Origin of the sequence: Novosphingobium percolationis (genome assembly GCF_020179425.1) — a bacterium.
In the GTDB taxonomy this organism is placed as follows: Bacteria; Pseudomonadota; Alphaproteobacteria; order Sphingomonadales; family Sphingomonadaceae; genus Novosphingobium; species Novosphingobium percolationis.
Genome location: NZ_JAILYM010000007.1, coordinates 81747 through 100489, shown reverse-complemented (window position 1 = coordinate 100489; position 18743 = coordinate 81747). Strand labels below are relative to the sequence as shown.

24 protein-coding genes are annotated in these 18743 nt (G+C 67.2%); 11 read left to right on the top strand and 13 right to left on the bottom strand.

Annotated elements, in window-relative coordinates:
- Window positions 1-34: 34 nt before the first annotated feature.
- From K3A84_RS17065 to K3A84_RS17045, 5 genes are read right to left on the bottom strand one after another with little or no spacing between them, the layout of a single operon-like run.
- The gene (locus K3A84_RS17065; protein WP_225010629.1) at window positions 35-466 is read right to left on the bottom strand and encodes an HK97 family phage prohead protease; all 432 of its coding nucleotides are present in this window, start codon (window positions 464-466) and stop codon (window positions 35-37) included.
- Window positions 463-771 carry a DUF6127 family protein gene (locus K3A84_RS17060; protein WP_225010627.1) on the bottom strand — a complete coding sequence of 103 codons (309 nt, stop codon included), beginning with the start codon at window positions 769-771 and terminating at the stop codon, window positions 463-465. The genes K3A84_RS17065 and K3A84_RS17060 overlap by 4 nt, the downstream gene beginning before the upstream one ends.
- Window positions 768-1934, bottom strand: coding sequence for a phage portal protein (locus tag K3A84_RS17055; protein WP_225010626.1), 1167 nt, complete (start codon window positions 1932-1934; stop codon window positions 768-770). Before K3A84_RS17055 ends, K3A84_RS17060 begins: the two co-directional genes overlap by 4 nt.
- A 26-nt stretch (window positions 1935-1960) precedes the next feature.
- Window positions 1961-3289: a DNA-packaging protein gene (locus K3A84_RS17050; protein ID WP_225010624.1), complete on the bottom strand. Its 1329-nt coding sequence runs from the start codon at window positions 3287-3289 to the stop codon at window positions 1961-1963.
- Window positions 3282-3770 (bottom strand): hypothetical protein, encoded by a 489-nt coding sequence (locus K3A84_RS17045; RefSeq protein ID WP_225010622.1) that lies wholly within the window; start codon window positions 3768-3770, stop codon window positions 3282-3284. The genes K3A84_RS17050 and K3A84_RS17045 overlap by 8 nt, the downstream gene beginning before the upstream one ends.
- A 222-nt stretch (window positions 3771-3992) precedes the next feature.
- Here K3A84_RS17045 and K3A84_RS17040 point away from each other — a divergent pair, with 222 nt between their 5' ends.
- The 3 genes from K3A84_RS17040 (at window position 3993) to K3A84_RS17030 (ending at window position 6729) form a co-directional block, all read left to right on the top strand.
- The gene (locus tag K3A84_RS17040; RefSeq protein ID WP_225010621.1) at window positions 3993-4631 is read left to right on the top strand and encodes a YqaA family protein; all 639 of its coding nucleotides are present in this window, start codon (window positions 3993-3995) and stop codon (window positions 4629-4631) included.
- Between the two features lie 136 nt (window positions 4632-4767).
- On the top strand, window positions 4768-5391 hold the full coding sequence (locus K3A84_RS17035; RefSeq protein ID WP_225010620.1) for a glutathione S-transferase family protein: 624 nt from the start codon (window positions 4768-4770) through the stop codon (window positions 5389-5391).
- 300 nt (window positions 5392-5691) lie between these two features.
- Window positions 5692-6729: a sensor histidine kinase gene (locus K3A84_RS17030; protein ID WP_225010619.1), complete on the top strand. Its 1038-nt coding sequence runs from the start codon at window positions 5692-5694 to the stop codon at window positions 6727-6729.
- Between the two features lie 39 nt (window positions 6730-6768).
- On the opposite strand, the gene K3A84_RS17025 is transcribed toward K3A84_RS17030, so the two are convergent.
- From K3A84_RS17025 to K3A84_RS17015, 3 genes are read right to left on the bottom strand one after another with little or no spacing between them, the layout of a single operon-like run.
- The gene (locus K3A84_RS17025) at window positions 6769-7548 is read right to left on the bottom strand and encodes a GDSL-type esterase/lipase family protein (protein WP_225010618.1); all 780 of its coding nucleotides are present in this window, start codon (window positions 7546-7548) and stop codon (window positions 6769-6771) included.
- Complete coding sequence (spt, locus tag K3A84_RS17020) at window positions 7548-8747, bottom strand: serine palmitoyltransferase (protein ID WP_225010616.1); 1200 nt, start codon at window positions 8745-8747, stop codon at window positions 7548-7550. The genes K3A84_RS17025 and spt overlap by 1 nt, the downstream gene beginning before the upstream one ends.
- Before the next feature lie 14 nt (window positions 8748-8761).
- Complete coding sequence (locus K3A84_RS17015) at window positions 8762-9001, bottom strand: acyl carrier protein (protein WP_225010615.1); 240 nt, start codon at window positions 8999-9001, stop codon at window positions 8762-8764.
- A 161-nt stretch (window positions 9002-9162) separates the two neighbouring features.
- On the opposite strand from K3A84_RS17015, the gene K3A84_RS17010 reads away from it, so the two are divergent.
- Window positions 9163-9732: a Pycsar system effector family protein gene (locus K3A84_RS17010; protein ID WP_225010612.1), complete on the top strand. Its 570-nt coding sequence runs from the start codon at window positions 9163-9165 to the stop codon at window positions 9730-9732.
- On the opposite strand, the gene K3A84_RS17005 is transcribed toward K3A84_RS17010, so the two are convergent.
- Complete coding sequence (locus K3A84_RS17005; protein ID WP_225010611.1) at window positions 9733-10095, bottom strand: response regulator; 363 nt, start codon at window positions 10093-10095, stop codon at window positions 9733-9735.
- Between the two features lie 105 nt (window positions 10096-10200).
- On the opposite strand from K3A84_RS17005, the gene K3A84_RS17000 reads away from it, so the two are divergent.
- Genes K3A84_RS17000 through K3A84_RS16980 form a run of 5 tightly spaced genes read left to right on the top strand, consistent with a single transcriptional unit; the run spans window position 10201 to window position 13434 of the window.
- A complete protein-coding gene (locus K3A84_RS17000) occupies window positions 10201-10449 on the top strand; it encodes a DUF3572 domain-containing protein (protein ID WP_318248324.1) in 249 nt (82 codons plus the stop codon).
- Window positions 10446-11078, top strand: coding sequence for an HAD family hydrolase (locus tag K3A84_RS16995; RefSeq protein WP_225010610.1), 633 nt, complete (start codon window positions 10446-10448; stop codon window positions 11076-11078). Before K3A84_RS17000 ends, K3A84_RS16995 begins: the two co-directional genes overlap by 4 nt.
- Window positions 11071-11538 (top strand): RidA family protein, encoded by a 468-nt coding sequence (locus tag K3A84_RS16990; protein WP_225010608.1) that lies wholly within the window; start codon window positions 11071-11073, stop codon window positions 11536-11538. The genes K3A84_RS16995 and K3A84_RS16990 overlap by 8 nt, the downstream gene beginning before the upstream one ends.
- Window positions 11510-12307: a glycerophosphodiester phosphodiesterase family protein gene (locus tag K3A84_RS16985; protein WP_225010606.1), complete on the top strand. Its 798-nt coding sequence runs from the start codon at window positions 11510-11512 to the stop codon at window positions 12305-12307. The genes K3A84_RS16990 and K3A84_RS16985 overlap by 29 nt, the downstream gene beginning before the upstream one ends.
- Window positions 12304-13434, top strand: coding sequence for a GNAT family N-acetyltransferase (locus tag K3A84_RS16980; protein ID WP_225010599.1), 1131 nt, complete (start codon window positions 12304-12306; stop codon window positions 13432-13434). Before K3A84_RS16985 ends, K3A84_RS16980 begins: the two co-directional genes overlap by 4 nt.
- A 3-nt stretch (window positions 13435-13437) precedes the next feature.
- Here the strand turns inward: K3A84_RS16980 and K3A84_RS16975 are convergent, their stop codons facing one another.
- Both K3A84_RS16975 and rimO read right to left on the bottom strand, forming a co-directional pair.
- The gene (locus K3A84_RS16975) at window positions 13438-14241 is read right to left on the bottom strand and encodes an enoyl-CoA hydratase/isomerase family protein (RefSeq protein ID WP_225010597.1); all 804 of its coding nucleotides are present in this window, start codon (window positions 14239-14241) and stop codon (window positions 13438-13440) included.
- Window positions 14242-14243: 2 nt separating this feature from the next.
- Entirely contained in the window at window positions 14244-15632 is a 1389-nt protein-coding gene (gene rimO / locus K3A84_RS16970; protein WP_225010596.1) for a 30S ribosomal protein S12 methylthiotransferase RimO, read from the bottom strand.
- Between the two features lie 59 nt (window positions 15633-15691).
- Between rimO and K3A84_RS16965 the strand changes: the two genes are divergently transcribed.
- Together K3A84_RS16965 and K3A84_RS16960 are read left to right on the top strand one after the other, a co-directional pair.
- Window positions 15692-16195, top strand: coding sequence for a hypothetical protein (locus K3A84_RS16965; protein ID WP_225010593.1), 504 nt, complete (start codon window positions 15692-15694; stop codon window positions 16193-16195).
- Between the two features lie 70 nt (window positions 16196-16265).
- Window positions 16266-16679 (top strand): DUF1761 domain-containing protein, encoded by a 414-nt coding sequence (locus tag K3A84_RS16960; protein ID WP_225010592.1) that lies wholly within the window; start codon window positions 16266-16268, stop codon window positions 16677-16679.
- On the opposite strand, the gene K3A84_RS20455 is transcribed toward K3A84_RS16960, so the two are convergent.
- Both K3A84_RS20455 and serS read right to left on the bottom strand, forming a co-directional pair.
- Window positions 16669-17457 (bottom strand): M23 family metallopeptidase, encoded by a 789-nt coding sequence (locus tag K3A84_RS20455; RefSeq protein ID WP_263626374.1) that lies wholly within the window; start codon window positions 17455-17457, stop codon window positions 16669-16671. The two genes, K3A84_RS16960 and K3A84_RS20455, sit on opposite strands and share 11 nt — an antisense overlap.
- Window positions 17457-18737 (bottom strand): serine--tRNA ligase, encoded by a 1281-nt coding sequence (gene serS / locus K3A84_RS16940; protein WP_225010591.1) that lies wholly within the window; start codon window positions 18735-18737, stop codon window positions 17457-17459. The genes K3A84_RS20455 and serS overlap by 1 nt, the downstream gene beginning before the upstream one ends.
- Between the last annotated feature and the right edge of the window lie 6 nt (window positions 18738-18743).

Genomic DNA, 18743 nt, shown 5'->3' with positions numbered 1-18743 from the left:
CCCACGGGCGGCCCTTGGAAAAAGTCGGAAAGTGTCAGGCCGCAGGCGGCGGGCTGACCATGTGCACCCGCGCCAGCGGCTGCATCGGCTTCGAAACGAGGCTCACTTCGAACAGGTCGAGCGCGCGCAATTCGCGCCCGCCGGGACGGATCTGGCCCTCACGGACGCGGTATCCGAACGACAGGCCGTCCACCGCGCCGCGCGCCAGCGCCTTGGCGGCAGGGGTGTCGGTGGCCGTCACCTCGGCGATGACGCGCAGGCCGCGCGCATCTTCCGCAGCGCTCTCGATCCAGCCGATCTGCTGGTCGGGGCGATGCTGCCAATACAGTGGCAGTCGCTGCCCGGCCTCGGCGCGCGCCGCCAATGTGGCCGCAAATGCGCCCGGCAGGATCGTGTCCCCGCCGCTGTCGCGCTTGCCGAACACCGCTGCATAGCCTGCAAAGCGCAAGGGTTGCTCCGCGCTCATTGCAGCAGCCCTGGCGAGCCGACACGCACCGCGATGCCCATCAGCAGCAACGCCAGCACGCCGCGTACCAGCCAGTCGACTGCGGCCTTCCACGCGCTGGCCTTGGCATCGCGCCAGGCCTGCAACAGCTCGCGCAGTTCGGTCAGGTCCTCGTGGGCGCCCTCGTCGGCCAGGCCCATGCGCTCCAGCACGCGCTTGGCGCCAAGGTCGCTCGCTTCCTCCACGATCGCGCGCAGCGTGATCAGTTCCGACCCTTCGGTCTCGGCCTGCGCCAGCAGGCGGGCGAGCATATCCTCGCGCTTCACCGTGCGACCTCCGGCGCGAGGCCGAGCATCGTCCGCTTCTCCGCAGGGGAGAGGAAGTCGGCACCGCTGACCATGCTCCACAGCCGCTCGCGGTCCTCTGCCAGTGCAGGCACGCGGTCGAGATCGACGCCTAGCGTCAGGCCGGGGAACCAGCCCGCCAGCCCCTCTGCCAGCGCCGACAGGATCTTGGTGGCCAGTGGCAGCAGCGTGAGCCGCCATAGCGCGCGGTTGGCCTCGCGATAGTTAGCGTACGTGGCATCGCCCGGCAGGCCCAGCAGCATCGGCGGCACCCCGAAGGCCAGCGCGATGTCGCGCGCGGCGGCCGCCTTCAGCGTGGCGAAGTCCATGTCCGCCGGGGTCAGCGCCATCGCCTGCCACTTCAGCCCGCCTTCCAGCAGCATCGGCCGTCCGGCGTTGCTCTGCCCGGTATAGGCGGCGGTCAGCTCGCTCTTGATCCGCTCGAACTGGTCGGCGCTCAGCGTCGCGCCCGGCTCGCCGGGATCGTAGACCATTGCGCCCGAGGGCCGCGCCGCGTTGTCGAGCAGCGAAAGGTTCCAGCGCGAGGCGGCGTTGTGCACCGCGACCGCATCGTCCGCCGCTTCCAGGCACCCGGCGCCATAGTGGTCGTCGGTCGGGTGGAAGCCGCGAATATGGATCACGTTGGGCTGGCCGAAATCGTCGAGCGCGGGCAGCGTCAGCGCGCGCTCGCCCACCTTGTAGGCGAAGGCCACCGGCCAGCCGCTCGCATCGGGCACTACGCTCACCCGCTCGGGCCGCAGCGCAAACAGCTCGGCGGGCGCTTCCTCGGCATCGCGCAGCACCTGCACATAGGCGTTGCCATGCAGCAGCATCTGGCTGGCAAGCGTCTCCAGCAGCGCCTGTCCTGCGCTCGTCGCACCGACTAGCGCGGCGGCTTCGGGATGCGAGGCATTGACGGGCGCGCCGCCGATGCCCTCGGCCACCAGCCGCACCGCACGCTGCGCCACCGGGTTGCCCAGGTATGCCTCGCGCGTTGCCGTCGGATAGTTCATGGGCCCGCGCGCATCGCCGCCGCGCCAGTCGAACGCTTCCGCCCAGGGCGAGATGTAGCTGCGCCCCAAGGGCGCGCGCGCGGTCACCGCCCCGCCCTTGAAGGCGGCGGCCAGGCTGTCGAAGAAGGACATGGAATACCTTTCGCGTGTCGAATGGATCAGTCGAACCAGACTCGTGGCTCGCCGGCCTGCCCCAGCATCAGTTCGGTCAGCGCCCAGACGCAGGCGTCGGCGCGGTCGGGCGATCGGCCCGGCCCCTGGTAGGTGCCGCCCGGCATCAGGGCGCAAAGCTCGTCTTCCAGCCGCGCGAAAAGCCCGGCATGACGGACCCGTCCGGCCTCGTAGAGCGCTGCCACCGGCTCTGCCCGTGCTGTCTTGCCCCGGCTGGCGTGGACCAGCCGCAGCGGCAGCGTCTCGTTGGCCGCGCGCAGGACCGCCGCGACCATGTCGCCGCCCTGGTTGGCCTCGGCTACCACGCGGTCGGCGGACCAGCCCCGCGCCGCCTCGGCCACGGCGCGCGCCCAGCGCTCGGGCCTTGGCCGCTCGACCGAAAGGTCGGCCAGCACGCGCCCCACGCGGTCCTCGCCCAATCCGCAAACCACGATGCCGCAGGCATCGCCCTGCGCGCTGGCTGGCGGATCGACGCCGATCACGATCCGCGTCAGCGGCGCGCCGGCCGCTTCGCGGCAGCGCTCCAGCATGGCCCGCGTCCACAGCGCGCCCGGCAGATCGTCGATCATCTCGCCGTCGATCTCCTGCCGCCCGAGCAGCGTCTCGCCATAGTTCTGCCGCATCGCCTCGATGAAGCGTTCCGGCAGATGTTCCGCGTTATCGTAGGTGCTGCCCCGCGTGATGGCCGTGCCGCCGCGCTTGGCCTCCTCAATCAGGCGCAGCACCAACGGCGCGGCGCGCGGCGTGGTCGTTGCCAGCACGCGCGGGTCACGGCCCAGCCGCAGCCCCATCATCAGGTTGTCCCAGGCGCTTTCGGCCCGGCCCGATGCGTTGTCCCATTTGGCGATCTCGTCGCACCAGGCATGGCTATGCTGCGGCCCACGCAGCGATTCGGGTTCGGCCGCCGAATAGAGCTGCGCCTGCGCCCCGTTCGGCCAGGTCAGCCGCCGCAGCGAAGGTTCGAACACTGGACGACGATGCGGCGCCATCACCGCCATGATCCCGCTTTCGCCCTCCACCATGATCGATCGCGCTTCGCCCAGATTGGCCGCCACCAGCGCGATACGTGCCGCGGGATCGTGCTCGGCCACGGCATTGGCCCACTCCGCTCCGGTCCGCGTCTTGCCAAAGCCGCGCCCGGCCAGCAGCAGCCACACGCGCCAGTCGCCCGGCGGCGGCAGCTGCGCGGCCCGCGCCTTCAGCCCCCAGTGCCAGCGCCATTCGCGCAGTTCCTGCTCGCTCAGCGTCGCCAGCTCCTCCGCGATCTCGGGTTCGTGCGCCGCGCTGATCCAATCCAGCGGTTCCGCCTCATCCATGGGCCGCGCTTTCGGCCGCGCGGCGGGCGAGAATGTTCTCGCGCATCTTGCGCAGCTTGGCGTCGATCGAGGCGCGGATCGCGGCGACGTCCTCGTTCTCGCGCTGGGCCAGTTCTCGCGCCACGCTGTCGCGGTGCTGCGCCAGCAGGCGCATGGCCGTGGCGTTGTCGAACTTGCGCTCCTCGTCCTTGCCTTCGCCGAAGCGCATCCGGCGCAGCAGCTCCATTTCCAGGTGCTCGTATCCCTCCAGCAATGCCGCGCGCCAGGCACGGGCGAACTCGGGCTCGACGCGTCGCACCTTGTAGGGGCGGCTGGGATGCACGCCTGCCGCCGCAGCGGCAGCGGTCACGTTCGACGTTTCGGCCAGCGCATCCAGAAAGGCGGTGCGCCAGTGACGGTTGAGTTTGTCTTCGGTGCTCGCAAGCCGGGCACTGATCTCCGTCCGGCATTTGCCGGGCGAAGGCCGTTTCGGGTCGGCCATGAACCATCCTCGCGCTGCTATGTCGAAAAGGGACGCGTCAGGAGCAGGACCGCCTCTGCGGCGACTCACACCTTCGCGATGTTCTTGTTATGTACCTATCGAGCGTGACGATGTCAATGAAAAAGTGCCAAATGGGTTAATAGCACCGGGTTCTGGCGCTTTCATTTGGGGCCGGGTAAAGCGCTTTCGCACCGCACCATGCGCAAGGGATGCCTGAAACCGATGCTTCGCCGACTTTACGACTGGACCATCGCCAAGGCCGCGCACCCCCACGCAGAACTGTGGCTCGCGCTCGTCGCCTTCGTCGAGGCGAGCTTCTTCCCGGTCCCGCCGCACCCGCTGCTCGGCCTGATGTGCCTGGCCGAACCGAAGAAGGCGGTGCGCTTCGCCGCCATCGCCACGATCGCCTCTGTCCTGGGTGGAGTGCTCGGATATGCCATCGGGCACTTCCTCTACGACAGCATCGGCACGCAGCTCCTCGCCGCGCTGCACCTCACGCAGAGCTTCCCCAAGGCTGCCTGCTACTTGCGCGAATACGGGGTGGAGATCATCGTGATCAAGGGCGCGACGCCCATCCCGTTCAAGCTGCTGACGATCACAGCGGGCTTCATTTCCATGCCGCTGGTGCCGTTCCTGCTGGCAAGCCTCGTTTCGCGCTCGATCAGCTTCATGGTCGTGGGCGTGCTGTTCCGCCTGTTCGGCGCCCCGATCAAGCGCTTCATCGACAAGTACCTGGGCCTCGTCACTGTCGGCTTCGTCGTCCTCGTCATAGGCGGCTTCGTTGCCGCCTCCATGCTTGGCGGCGGCAACGGCAAGCAGGCCAACGCCAAGTGCGAACACGCCGTGATTGCGCAGCCCTGAGCGCCTCTCCCTCTCCCGCAAGCGGGCGGGGCCGCGAGACTTGGTCCGTCGCCAGGCGGGCCTAGTCGCAGGTGGGTGGGCGAGCCGCCCCGCCCACCATCTTGCCAACCCGCCCATGCGGGTTAAACTCACAGGCATGATAACACTCTACCATTGCCGCGACGCCCGCTCGTTCCGTGCCCTCTGGGCGCTCGAGGAAATGGGCCTGCCCTATGAACTCCACGTCCTTCCGTTCCCGCCACGCGCGCGGCACGAAGGGATGAAGGACCTGAACCCGCTGGGCACGATCCCGGTGCTGTTCGACGGTGGCCGCCGCATGACCGAAAGCGCGGCGATCCCGCACTATCTGGCAACGAAGTACGGCCCAACCCCGCTCGCCGTGTCGCCGCAAGAGCCCGGCTATGCCGACTACCTCAACTTCCTCGTCATGGGCGAAGCGACGCTGACCTTCCCCCAGACCATCCATTTGCGCTACGCCGTCTTTGCCGCGCCTGAAGCGCGCCGTCCCGAGATCGCCCGCGATTATGCCGAATGGTTTGGCGCCCGTCTGCGCAACGCCGAAACGATGATGGACGGCGATTACGCCGCCGCAGGTCGCTTCACCATGGCCGACGTCTCGCTCGCCTATGCGATCAAGCTCGCGCTGGGCATCGGCCTTGCCGAGTTCGTGACCCCGGGGATGCAGGCCTATTTCGAACGCGTCAGCACGCGCGCGGCTTACGCACGCGCCATGGCGGCCCAGAGGCAGGCCGAGGGGTAGGGAACTTCAAGCGGATACCGGGTGCGCGACGATGGCTTCATCACGCTCAATCCTGCAGAATTTGTCTTGCGGGATGAAAAATTCTTGAAGTCTGATTCCGATTGAACTGATGTTGAGTATCAATAAAGCACGTGCGCATTTGTCTTGGCGTAAATGTCGGTGCGGGAATTGTCGTTAGTGCCTGACTGAAAGCCATGCTATCTCGTTGCGAGACTTGGCGCCGACGTCCTGTAAACGGCGTCCGGTTCGGCGGGTAATGGCTTGCACTCCGCAAGTCTCTGGGCACCGGAGGCGCATCGCATGGACAGCTTCATTCCGGTCGGCCCGACCATGGCCAATGGGCTTGGCATGGCGCTGGTCATGTCTTCAACCACCCCGCTCGTACTGCTCGATGGCGGGTGGCGCGTCGAAGCGGTCAGCGGTTCCTTCTGTCGCGCGTTCGGACTGGATCCGGTGGACATCGTGGGCAAACCCATCTTCGCCATCGGCGGTGGCGAATGGAATGTGCCGGAATTGCGCGCATTGAAGGAAGCTTCCGCAGCCTTGCGGACCACGGTTGCCAACTGCGAGATGGATTTCGTGCAGCAAGGCTGCGCGCCACGACAGCTGGTCTTGAGCGCGCACCAGCTGGATCTGCCTGACAGCGCGGGAAACCACGCGGTTCTAGGCGTTGCCGATGTCACCGACCTGCGACGCGGGGAGCGCATCAAGGATGATCTCATCCATGACAAGCAACTGCTCCTGCAGGAATTGCGCCACCGCGTTGCGAACAGCCTGCAGATCATCGCCAGCGTCCTGATGCAGAGCGCGCGGCACGTGCAGTCCGAAGAAGCGCGCAATCATCTCCACGATGCGCAAAGACGCGTGATGTCGATCGCCACGCTCCAGCACCAGCTGGCGATCAGCGATTCCGATGATGTCCCCATCGGTCCCTACTTCGAGGAGCTGTGCAAGAGCATCGGTGCCTCGCTGATCGGCGATCCTTCCGCGATCCGCCTGACCGTGGACGCCGATGGCACGATCATGAGCAGCGCGATGTCGATCAGCCTTGGCCTTATCGTCACCGAGCTTGTGATAAACTGCCTCAAGCACGCCTTCCCTGATCGGCGGGATGGCGGCATTATCGCGGTCGATTGTCACACAACGTCCACCGGCTGGCGCCTGTCGGTGACCGACAACGGGATCGGCATGCCGATCTCGCCGGCGCTGATCACGCGGGGCCTGGGCACAGGCATCGTCAATGCGCTGGCCAAGCAACTCCACGGCGAAGTCGCGATCACCGACAACACGCCGGGCACGCGGGTAACGATCGTGGGCCAAAGCGCGCCCTTGGTCTAGCCGGCCGGTCCCACCTCGGCCCGCACGGCGCGGCGTCTGCTACCGCCGCCGCTTCTCGCCGCCAGCTGCCTTTTCGGCCTGCGCCAGCGCGGCCAGCGCGATCGGCTCCATCATGGCATAGCCTTCGGGCGAGGGGTGCACGCCATCGCCTGCCAGCCCGGGCTTCATGCCGCCTTCGGCATCGGCCATCGCCGCATGGTAATCGGCAAAGACGTATCCGCGTGCCTTGGCGAACGCGCGCAGCCAGCGATTGAGCGCCTCGATCTGCGCCGCGGGGCGAAACCCGGGGCGCCAGGGAAACGCGGCTGCGGGCAGCACGCTGGCAATCACCACCGCGATCCCATTGGCGTGGGCGATGTCGGCCATCGCGCTGATCGCATTGACGTATTCGGCGGCGCTGGTCGGGCCCTTGTTCCCGGCGACGTCGTTGGTTCCGGCCATGATGTGGACCACGCGCGGGCGCAGGCGCACAACGTCCTGGGTGAAGCGCACCAGCATCTGCGCGCTCGTCTGTCCGGTGATCCCGCGGTTGACCACGCCGTCGGCAAACAGCGCGGGGCCGGCCGCAAGCCAGTATTGGGTGATCGAATCGCCAATGAACACCGCGCGGGGTGGGGCGGCAACTTCCCGGTCGGCGCGCTGGTAGTGGCACAGCGCGCCCCAGTCGCCGGGGTTCGGTCCCAGCGCGCAAGGATCCTCGACCATCGCGCTCTGCAGCGGCGCGGGTTCGGCGGCGGCCTGCGCCATGGTGGCAGGCGCGGCGCAGAGCGAGACTGCGCTCGCCAGCACCGGCGCCCCCGCCTGCGCCCAGACCCCCATCAGATGATCCCCACGGCCTTTCCGGCGCGCTCGAACATGCCGATGATCGTCTGCACCTGTTCGGCCGAATGCTCGGCGCACAGCGAGCAGCGCAACAGCGTCATGTTCGCAGGCGTTGCGGGCGGGCGCGCGAGGTTGACGTACAGCCCTTCGCGCAGCAGCGCTTCCCACATCATCGCGCCGCGCTCCAGATCGGGCATGATCACCGCGATGATCGCGCTCTGCGCCTCCTCGGTGCCAAGCTGGAAGCCTTTGTCGCGCAAGGCCTTGTGCAGCGTCCGGCTGTTTTCCCATAGATGCGCGCGCTTGTCGCCCGCATGCATCAGCTTGCGGATGCTGGTCGCAGCGGTGTGCACCACGCTCGGCGGCAGGCTGGCGGTGAAGACATAGGGACGGCAGACCAGCCGCATGATCTCGAACTTGGGGTGGTTCGAAACGCAGAAGCCGCCGACCGTGCCGACCGATTTCGAGAACGTGCCGATCACGAAGTCCACGTCATCGAGGCAACCCTGTTCCTCGGCCACGCCGCGCCCGTTGGGGCCGATGAAGCCCATCGAATGCGCCTCGTCCACCAGCACCATCGCGCCGTTGTCCTTGGCGACCTTGATCATCTCCTTCAGCGGCGCGATGTCGCCCAGCATCGAATAGACGCCTTCAAGGACGACCAGCTTGCCCGCGCCTTCGGGAATGCGCTTCAGGCGCTTTTCCATGGCGACGATGTCGTTGTGCTTGAACGGCACCACCTCGGCATCGCCCATCTTGCAGCCGTCCCAGATCGAGGCGTGGCTGTCGATGTCGAGCACGATGTAGTCGCCCTTGCCGGCGATCGTGCTGATGATGCCCAGATTGGCCTGGTAGCCGGTTGAGAACACCATGGCATGGTCCATGCCATAGAACTCCTTGAGCGCGTCCTCGCACAGCTTGTGCCCGGCATAGGTGCCGTTCAGCACGCGGCTGCCGGTGGTGCCCGACCCGAACTCGTCGAGCGCCTGCTTGCCCGCCGCGATCACGTCGGGGTCGAACGTCATGCCCATGTAGTTGTAGGTGCCGAGCAGGATCGTCTCGCGCCCGTTGCAGATGGCGCGGGTGGGCGACAGCACGCGCTCCATCACCAGGTTGAACGGGTCGGTCACGCCGGTGTCGAGCAGGGCGCGACGCTGTTCGATCAGGGGATCGAACTTGCTGAAAAGGTCGGTCATGTGCGCTTTTGTCCTCAGCCCTGAAGCTTGGTCACCGCGTCGATCAGCTGGCCATAGGTCTCGATCTCGGCTTGCTGGTTCATGCTGATGATGATGTCGAACTCGTCCTCGATGGCCGCGACGAAGTCCATCACGGTCAGGCTGTCCCATTCGAGGTCACCGGCAAAGGTGGTCGCATCGGTCAGGGCAACGCCCTTCTTGTTGAAGGGCTCGATCACTTCGGCGATCTTCTGGGCGGTTGCGGCGCGATCCATTGTCTGTCTCCACTGGGCCTCGCAGGGGCCCGGAAATGCTTCCCGTGACGCCTGCCAGATGAATACGGCGGAAAAGCGGCTTGTGGCCCAGCTTGTCAAGGACGGGGCGGACGTGGCATCGCTCGAGCGGCAACGAACATACGTAAAAGCGGGGGGAAAGCATGGACAAGCCCACTGTGGACGAACCGCCCAGGGTCGTCGCCACGCCATCGCCGCTTTCGCCCTCGGGCTTTTCCAATCACGCGATCCATCTTGTACGCACGTCGCAGCAGATCAACCTGACGTTGAGCCAGATGGCCGATGCCAAGGCATCGATCCTGATGGGCGCGACGTTCCTGGTGTTCACGATCTCGGTCGGGCAGGCGAAGAACGGGGCCTTGCCATGGTCGCTGTGCGTGCTGGCGCTGTTCGCCTTCGCGTCTGCCCTGTGCGCGGTGTTCGCGGTGCTGCCCTCGGTGGGCAACCCCAGCACCAGTCGGCTGCATGGCAAGCCCAACAAGCTGTTCTTCGGCTATTTCACGCATGTCGACGAGGACGAGTGGATGGATTCGGTGCTCGACGAACTGCGCGCCGACGAGACCATCTTCCGCACCATGCTGCACGACATCTACCAGAACGGGCAGGTCCTGCAGCGCAAGAAATATCGTTTCCTTGCAATGGCCTACAAGATATTCATGGCCGGATTGTGCCTGACGGTGGCGACCTTCGTCGCCGAGCGGTTCTTCCTGTAACTACAGCAGCTTGTTCACCGCCTGCATGAACGGCGCGATCGACACCGGCTTGGCGAGGTAGCCTTCGGCGCCCGCTTCGCGGATGCGTTCCTCGTCGCCCTTGCCGGCATAGGCGGTGACGGCAAGGACGGGTATGGCGCGCAATTCGTCGTCCTGCTTGATCTGCTCGATCAGGGACAGCCCTGACACATTGGGCAACTGAATGTCCATGACCACCAGATTTGGTACGAACAAGCGCGTCTTTTCAATGGCTTCGCGCCCATCAGCGACGGGCTCCACCTCGAACCCGTTGGCCTTGAGCAAGTCACAGAACAGCTTGCGGTTGAGGTCGTTGTCCTCGACAACCAGAATTCTTTTTGCCACTGGATCGAGCCTGTCCTCAACGACACCTAGACGCACCTGAAATGCACCTGGCGGCACCTCTATTCACCTGAAAGGGTCCTGACAATCATTCGAGAGCGGACCGAATTGCCCGATCCGGTGGCGCTGGCGCTTCAGGCGCTCGGCTGGGTGCTGTCCGACAGCCAGCGCGCCGACCGCCTGCTCGCGCTGACCGGCATGACGCCCGAGACGCTGCGGGGCGGCTTGTCCGATCCGGGCGTGCTGGGCGCTTGCCTCGAATTTCTCTGCAATCACGAGGCGGACCTTGTCGCGGCGGCGCAGGCACTCGACATAGCGCCTGAACATCTGGTCGCCGCACGGGAGAACCTGACATGAGCCGTCCGCTGATCATCAGCGATTGCGACGAAGTGCTGCTGCACATGGTCGCGCCGTATCGCGACTTCCTTGCCGAAAAGCACGACATCGATTTCGTGATGAATTCCAACGACTTCGGCAAGTCGATGCGATACCGTGCCAATGGTGAGCTTGTGGAGCCGGCCGAAATCTGGCGCCTGCTCAACTTGTTCTTCGACACCGAAATGCACCGCCAGCAGGCGATCGCGGGCGCGGTCGAGGGAATCAACGCGCTCAGCCAGCATGCCGACGTGGTGATCCTGACCAATCTTGGCGATCACCGCCGCGACACCCGCGCCGAACAGCTGCGCAACGTGGGCATCGATGCGCGGGTGTTCACCAACCAGGGGCCGAAGGGCCCGGCGCTCAAGGCGATTCTCGAAGAGTACAATCCTTCGAAGGCGCTGTTCATCGACGATCTGCCGCAACACCACGGCTCGGTGGCGGAGATGCTGCCGCATGTGCATCGCCTGCACTTGTGCGGCGAACCGATGATCGCAGCCCATATCGATTGCGCGCACAAGGCGGGCCATGCCCATGCCCGCATCGACGACTGGGCCACGGCGCTGCCGTGGATCATGGAACGCGTTACCGGAGACAACGATGACTGATTCGATCACCGCTCGCCTTGCCGAACTGGGCCACGTGCTGCCGCAGGCCGCCGCGCCGGTCGCGGCCTATGTGCCCACGGTGGAGGCGAATGGACTGCTGCACGTTTCGGGGCAATTGCCGTTCATCGACGGCAAGCTCGTCACCGGGCGGCTGGGCGAGGATGTCAGTCTGGAACAGGGCGCCGCCGCCGCACAGGCTTGCGGCCTGATGCTGCTGGCGCAGGTCAAGGCCGCGCTCGGCTCGCTCGACCGGGTGGAGCGCGTGGTCAAGCTGGGGGCGTTCATCAGCTCGACGGGCACCTTCACCGACCAGCCCAAGGTCGCCAACGGCGCGTCCGAACTGATGGTCGCGGCCTTCGGCGATGCGGGCCGCCACGCGCGCAGCGCGGTGGGCGTGCCGGTGCTGCCGCTGGGTGCGGCGGTGGAAGTCGATGCTGTCTTTGCTGTTCGCGCTGTTTGATCGCTGGTTCGCACCCGCTCCCAAACCGGAGCGGGTCGGCTGGCTGGGGCAGGTGGAAGCCTATGCCCATCGCGGGCTGCACGGGGTTGGCGTGCCTGAAAATTCGCTGGCGGCGTTCCGGCTGGCCATGGAGCGCGGGCTTGGCATCGAATGCGATGTGCAGCGTACCAGCGACGGCATGGCCGTGGTCTTCCACGATTGGGACCTCGATCGCCTGACGGCGGCAAGCGGGCCGGTGATCGACCGCAAGGCCGCGCAGTTGCAGGACCTCGCCCTGCTGGGGGCCGAGGGCGAGCGCATCCCGGCCTTGCGAGACCTGCTTGATCTTGTGAACGGTCGCGTGCCGCTGCTCATCGAACTGAAGTCGAAGCGGGAGATGCACGTCGTGCCGCTGTGCCTCGCGGTGCGCCGCCTGCTCGAAGGCTATCGCGGCCCGGTGGCGGTGATGAGCTTCGACCCGCGCGTGTCGCACTGGTTTCAGCGCCATTCGCCACACATCGTCCACGGCCTCGTCATGACCGAGGAAGGGCGCACCACGCTGCTGGCGCGCGTGCGCCGCCATCTGGCGCTGTGGCACGCCGAACCCGATTTCCTCGCCTATGACGTGCGCGACCTGCCAAGCCGCTTTGCCGCATCGCAGCGTCGCCGGGGCCTGCCGTTGCTGACCTGGACGGTGCGCTCGCCCGATCTGGCAGAGCGGGCGGCGATTCATGCCGACGCGCCGATCGCGGAAGGGGCCGGGGTCGCCGGGAGCGGAGCGGCCGCGTGAGCGTCACCGCCCGCATCCACCAGAGCGTTGGCGAGATCGACGTCGCACAGTGGGATGCGCTGGCGGGTGGCGGCAATCCTTTCACAAGCCACACTTTCCTTTCGCTGCTGGAGGAATCGGGCAGCGTGGGCGAGGGGACCGGCTGGTCGCCGCTGCCGGTGGTGATCGAGGACGAGGCGGGCGAACCCGCTGCCGCACTGCCAGCGTACCTCAAGAGCCACAGCCAGGGCGAATATGTGTTCGACCATAGCTGGGCCGATGCCTGGCACCGCGCCGGGGGCAGCTACTACCCCAAGCTGCAGATCAGCGTGCCCTTCACCCCCGCCACGGGGCCGCGCCTGCTGACCGGCACGCGGCCCGATCTGGCCGTGCCGCTGCTGAAGGTGGCCGAACAGCTGTGCGTGCAGAACGAACTGTCGAGCGCGCACGCCACCTTCATCGCGCCCGAACAGGTGCGGCTGTTCGAGGAGGCCGGGTGGCTGCTGCGCAGCGACATCCAGTTCCACTGGGACAATCGCGGCTATGCCAGCTTCGACGAATTCCTTGGCGCGCTGTCGTCGGACAAGCGCAAGAACCTGCGCAAGGAGCGCGCCCGCGCGCAGGACGGGGTGGAGATCCGCGTGCTGACCGGGGCCGATATCCGGCCCGAACACTGGGATGCGTTCTGGGTGTTCTATCAGGAGACCGGCGCGCGCAAATGGGGCACCCCCTATCTGACGCGCGCGGCGTTCGACCTGATCGGCGCGCGCATGGCGGACAAGGTGCTGCTGGTGCTGGCCTTCATCGACGGCGCACCCGTGGCAGGCGCGCTGAACTTCATCGGCGCGCAGGCGCTGTACGGGCGGTACTGGGGCGCGGTGATCGACAAGCCGTTCCTGCACTTCGAGCTGTGCTATTATCAGGCGATCGACGCGGCCATCGCGCTAGGGCTGGATCGCGTGGAAGCGGGCGCGCAGGGCCAGCATAAGCTGGCGCGCGGCTATGCCCCGGTGCAGACATGGTCAGCCCACTGGATCTCCGACAAGGGTTTCCGCCGCGCCGTGGCAGACTTTCTGGAGCGTGAGCGGGCGGGCGTGGCGCAGGACCAGAGCTTTCTGGTGGAGCGGACGCCGTTTCGGAAGGGGTAGCGCTCAGTCCAGCGGCTGGCGCAGATCCGTACCGCTCTGCACATAGCGGTGCAGAACGCCGCGCACTTCGTCGCTGCCGAGGCGGGCGTTGACCATGCGCTGTTCGAGGGTGAGCGCCTCTTCGAGCGGCAGGTCGGTGCTGGCGTGGATCAGGCGCTTGGCATCGGCGAGGGCGCTTGGCGAGAGCGAGGCGAACTTGCGGGCCATGGCGAGCGCGGCTTCCAGCGGATCGTCCAGCGCGGCGTTGACCATGCCGAGCCGGGCGGCCTCTTCGGGATCGACCACGCGCGCGGTGCCGATCAGTTCGAGCGCGCGCGCCGGGCCCAGCAGGCGGGCGAGGCGCACCGTGCCGCCGCCGCCGGGGAACATGGCGATGTGCAGTTCGGGCAGGCCGATGGTGAAGGCGCCGCGACGGGCGAGGCGGATGTCGCAGGCGAGCGCGAGTTCGTAGCCCACGCCCATGCAATCGCCGTTGATCGCCGCGATCACCGGCACGTCCAGCGTTTCGAGCGCGCGGGTGATGCGGTGGAAGATCGAATCCTGCCACGTTGCGCCCGCGTCGGCGGGGCTGGCCGCGATGGCGTCGGCCGCGCCCGCCAGTTCGGCCAGATCGAAATGGCGTATCAGTACGCCGTCCTGCGCGCCGGTCAGGATCAGCGCGCGCAAGGGCTGGTCGCTCGCCAGCGCGGTGAGGTGCGCATCGAGCGCGGCGGTCATCGCGCCGTCGAGGAAGCCATGGGGCGGGTTGTCGAAGCGCAGGACGGCGATGGCACCGCTGTCCAGACGCTCCAGCAGGACCGCACCCACGGTCAGGCGATCACGCCGAACAGGTCGTGCGCGTCGGCCTCTTCCACCAGAACCTCGGCGAAATCGCCTGCCTTCAGCGTGGCGGGCACGTTGCGCAGATAGACCGCGCCGTCGATTTCGGGCGCGTCGGCCTGGCTGCGCGCGGTGGCGCCGATGTCGCCGTCCTCGTCGGGTTCGCCCACTTCGTCGATGATGACGCGGATGGTGCGGCCGACCTTGGCGGCGAGGCGCGCGGCGCTGATCGCCTCGGTCTTCTCCATGATCCGGCGGTAGCGGTCTTCCTTGACCTCTTCGGGCACGGGATCGGGCAGGTCGTTGGCGGCGGCGCCTTCGACCGGCTCGAAGCGGAACGCGCCGACGCGGTCGAGCTGCGCTTCATCGAGCCAGTCGAGCAGGTACTGGAAATCGGCCTCGGTCTCGCCGGGGAAGCCGACGACGAAGCTGGAGCGGATGGCAAGGTCCGGGCACAGTTCGCGCCACGCCTTGATGCGTTCGAGCACCTTGGCCTCGTTCGCGGGGCGCTTCATGGCGCGCAGCACGTTCGGGCTGGCGTGCTGGAACGGGATGTCGAGATAGGGCGTCACCAGCCCTTCCGCCATCAGCGGGATCACCGCGTCGACGTGGGGGTAGGGATAGACATAGTGCAGGCGCACCCAGGGCGTTTCGCCGTCGGGGGTGCGCAATTTGCCGAGTTCGCGGGCGAGGTCGGTCATGTGGGTGCGGACCGGCTCGCCCTTCCACATGCGTTCCTCATGGCGCACGTCGACGCCATAGGCCGATGTGTCCTGGCTGATCACCAGCAGTTCGCGCGTGCCCGCCGCAACCAGCTTTTCGGCTTCGCGCAGCACCGCATCGATGCGCCGGCTGGCGAGCTTTCCGCGCAAGGACGGGATGATGCAGAAGGCGCAGGCGTGGTTGCAGCCCTCTGAAATCTTCAGGTAGCTGTAGTGGCGCGGGGTGAGCTTCACATCGCCCGGCTCGGCCTGCGGGATCAGGTCTATGTACGGCCCCATGCTGGGCGGGGCGGCTTCATGCACCGCTTCGACCACGTCTTCATACTGGTGCGCGCCGGTGACGGCGAGGACCTGCGGGAACTTCGCGCGGATCACCTCGGCTTCGTTGCCCATGCAGCCGGTGACGATCACCCGGCCGTTTTCGGCGATGGCCTCGCCGATCGCGGCAAGGCTTTCCTCCTTGGCCGAATCGAGGAAGCCGCAGGTGTTGACCAGCACCACGTCGGCGCCGGCATAGTCCGCGCTCATGGCATAGCCATCGGCGCGCAGGCGGGTGAGGATGCGTTCGGAATCGACCAGCGCCTTGGGGCAGCCGAGGCTGACCATGCCCACCTTGGGCTGATCGGGAATCGCGACAGGAGTGTTTTGGGATGCCATTATGGCGGCGGCCCATAGCGGGATTTGGCCGGTTCGTCACCAACCGCTATGCAACGCGCATGATGCGCATCACCATCGCCAAGGGATCGGTCGAGGATCACATCGGCGTGCGCCGTGCGGATGGCTCGCGGATCGAGACGCGGCTGGCGCACAAGGGGCCGGTGCCGCACGATGCGGTCCACCTGTTCGTGGAACAGGCCTTGGGCCTTTCGCGCGGATTCTGGGGGCTGGTCGCGGCGGGGCATCATCCCGCAGAGCTGGTCGAGCTGGCGAAGGCGGCGGGGCACGCCAGCGCGGCGCGGGCGCAGCAGCCCGAGCCGACCATCGTGGAACTGTTGCAGGCCGAACGGCTGGTCGAATGCTATGAAGCGCTGCTGTGGGGCGGCGGGGGCACGCGCGAGGATGTGCTGGCGATGGCCGATGTCGCCTGCGCGACGAGCTTCGTGCCTTGCCCCGCGCTGCCCGAGGACACGCACAAGGCCATCGTGGCGGCACTCGATTCGTTTGCACAAGCGTGGGTCGCCGCTCCGAAAGGGCACGTCGTCGAGCTGGCATGGAGCTGATTTGCCAAGCTTCGCCAATGGGGTTAGGCATCGCGGCACGGGGCAAGACCAAGGCAAGGAAGAAGAAAGCATGGGTCCTGTGAACTGGCTGGCCGTGGTCGCCGCCGTGGTGGCGGCCCTTGTCGTTTCGGCGGTCTGGTACGGGCCGCTGTTCGGTCGTGCGCGGCTGGAGGAAGTAGGCCCGGGCGGCCTTGGCGTGCGCCGCGCGCCAGGGCGCACACTGGCGCTCACCGCGCTGCTGCTGCTCGTTTCCGCCTCGATGATGGGCCACATGTTCGCGCGAGTCGGCACAGCGACACTGGCGGTGAAGCCGTGGCTCTACTTCATGATGTCGGGTGGTCTCGCCGGGGCCTTCATCATCCCCTCGCTCTGGATCAGCTATACCCACCAGCGCATCAGCACGCGCCTCGCCCTGCTCGATGCCGGATGCTGGCTGGCGGTCTACCTGACGATGGGGCTGGTGTTCTTCGCGTTCAAAGCCTGACGGGAAGGTAAGCGTAGGGATCGCGCGCCAGGTTGTCCTTGCGCACTTCGAAGTGGAGCGTGGGGGTACTCGCCTCGCCGCTCCTGCCGATGCGCGCGATGACCTGCCGTGCGGTCACCTGCTGGCCCTCCCTGACCGCAAGCTTGCCGAGATAGGCATAGGCGGTGGCCCAGCCGTTGCCGTGGTCGATCACCACCAGTTGTCCGAAGCGTTCTGGCTCCTCGCCGGCAAAGATCACCTTGCCTGCTGCTGCCGCATGGACGGTCATCCCGGCAAACGTGGCAAGGTCCATGCCGCGATTGACCTTGCCTTTCACGATCACGCCGAAGCGACCGACCACCGCGCCCGAAGTGGGCCAGGCAAGGCGCGGCGCACCGGGTTCGCGGGCGTGCGCGGGCAGCGGCTCTGGTACGGGCCGGGGCGAAGGCATGGCGCGCGGCGTCGGGGCCGGGCGCGGCGTGGGGCGGGGGCTGGGCCGCGCCCTGGGCGCGGTGTCGGGCGCGGGGGCCTGCGTGAGCGTGGCTCCGGGCACGCTGACGGGTGCGCCGGGCGGATCAGGGCGCTTGAGGACCTGCCCGACTTTCACCGGCCACGGGTAGGACAGCGCGTTGGCAGCGGCGAGTTCCTTCATCGTCACGCCCATGCGCCGCGCGATCGTCTGGAAGGTGTCGCCGGGGCGGACAGTGTAGGTCCACGCGACGATCGGCTTTTCGCCCGGTGCCGCGGACGCGGGAAGCGCCGCCGCCAGCAGCAGGAGCATGGCGGCGGCGTATCGCATCAGCCTTGCGGCACCAGCCGGGTGAGGCCGCCGGTATAGGGCAGCAGGGCTTGCGGCACGTCGACCGAGCCGTCCTCCTGCTGGTAGTGTTCCAGCACCGCGACGAGCGTGCGGCCCACGGCAAGGCCCGAGCCGTTGAGCGTGTGGACGAACTCGGTCCCTTTCGCGCCTTCCGGCCGATAGCGCGCGTTCATGCGCCGCGCCTGGAAATCGCCGCAGTTGGAACAGGACGAAATCTCGCGATAGGCGCCCTGTCCCGGCAGCCAGACTTCAAGGTCGTAGGTCTTCTTCGCGGTGAAGCCCATGTCCCCGGCGCAGAGCAGCATCTTGCGATAGGGCAGGTCGAGCGCCTGCAGCACGCCTTCGGCGCAGGCCGTCATGCGCTCGTGCTCCGCCTCGGAATCTTCGGGCTTGCAGATCGAGACCAGCTCGACCTTTTCGAACTGGTGCTGGCGGATGAAGCCGCGCGTATCGCGGCCCGCCGAACCCGCTTCGGAGCGGAAGCAGGGGGTCAGCGCGGTCATGCGCAAGGGGAGCGTTGCTTCGCTGAGGATCTGGCCCTGCACCGCGTTGGTCAGCGAAACTTCGGCGGTGGGGATCAGCCAGCGCCCGTCAGTGGTCTTGAACAGGTCTTCGGCGAACTTGGGCAGCTGGCCCGTGCCGAACACGGCCTCGTCCTTGACCAGCAGCGGCGGCAGGCATTCGACATAGCCGTTCTGCTCGGTCTGGCGGTCGAGCATGAACTGCGCCAGCGCGCGGTGCAGGCGCGCCATCTGGCCCTTGAGGAAGGTGAAGCGCGCGCCCGAGATCAGCGCGCCGGTTTCGAAATCGAGCCCGAGCGCGGGGCCGAGGTCAGCGTGTTCGACCGGCTGGAAGGCGAAGTCGCGCGGGGTGCCCCAGCGGCTGACCTCGACGTTGCCGTCCTCGTCCTCGCCTTCGGGCACTTCGGCGGCAGGCAGGTTGGGCCAGGCCGCCAGCGCGGCGTTCTGTTCGGCGGTAAGGCGGCGCTCGTCTTCCTCGAGCGCGGGCAGCTCCGCTTTCAGCGCGGCGACTTCGGCCTTGAGCGCTTCGGCGGTGTCCTTGTCGCCCTTGCCCATGGCCGCGCCGATGGCCTTGCTCGCCTCGTTACGGCGGGCCTGCGATTCCTGCATCCGCGTCGCCACCTCGCGACGCTGCGCGTCGAGCGACAGGATCACCGCCGATTGCGGGGCAACCCCGCGTCGGGCGAGTTGGGCGTCGAAGGCTTCCGGATTGTCCCGGATCAGGCGGATATCATGCATGGGCCG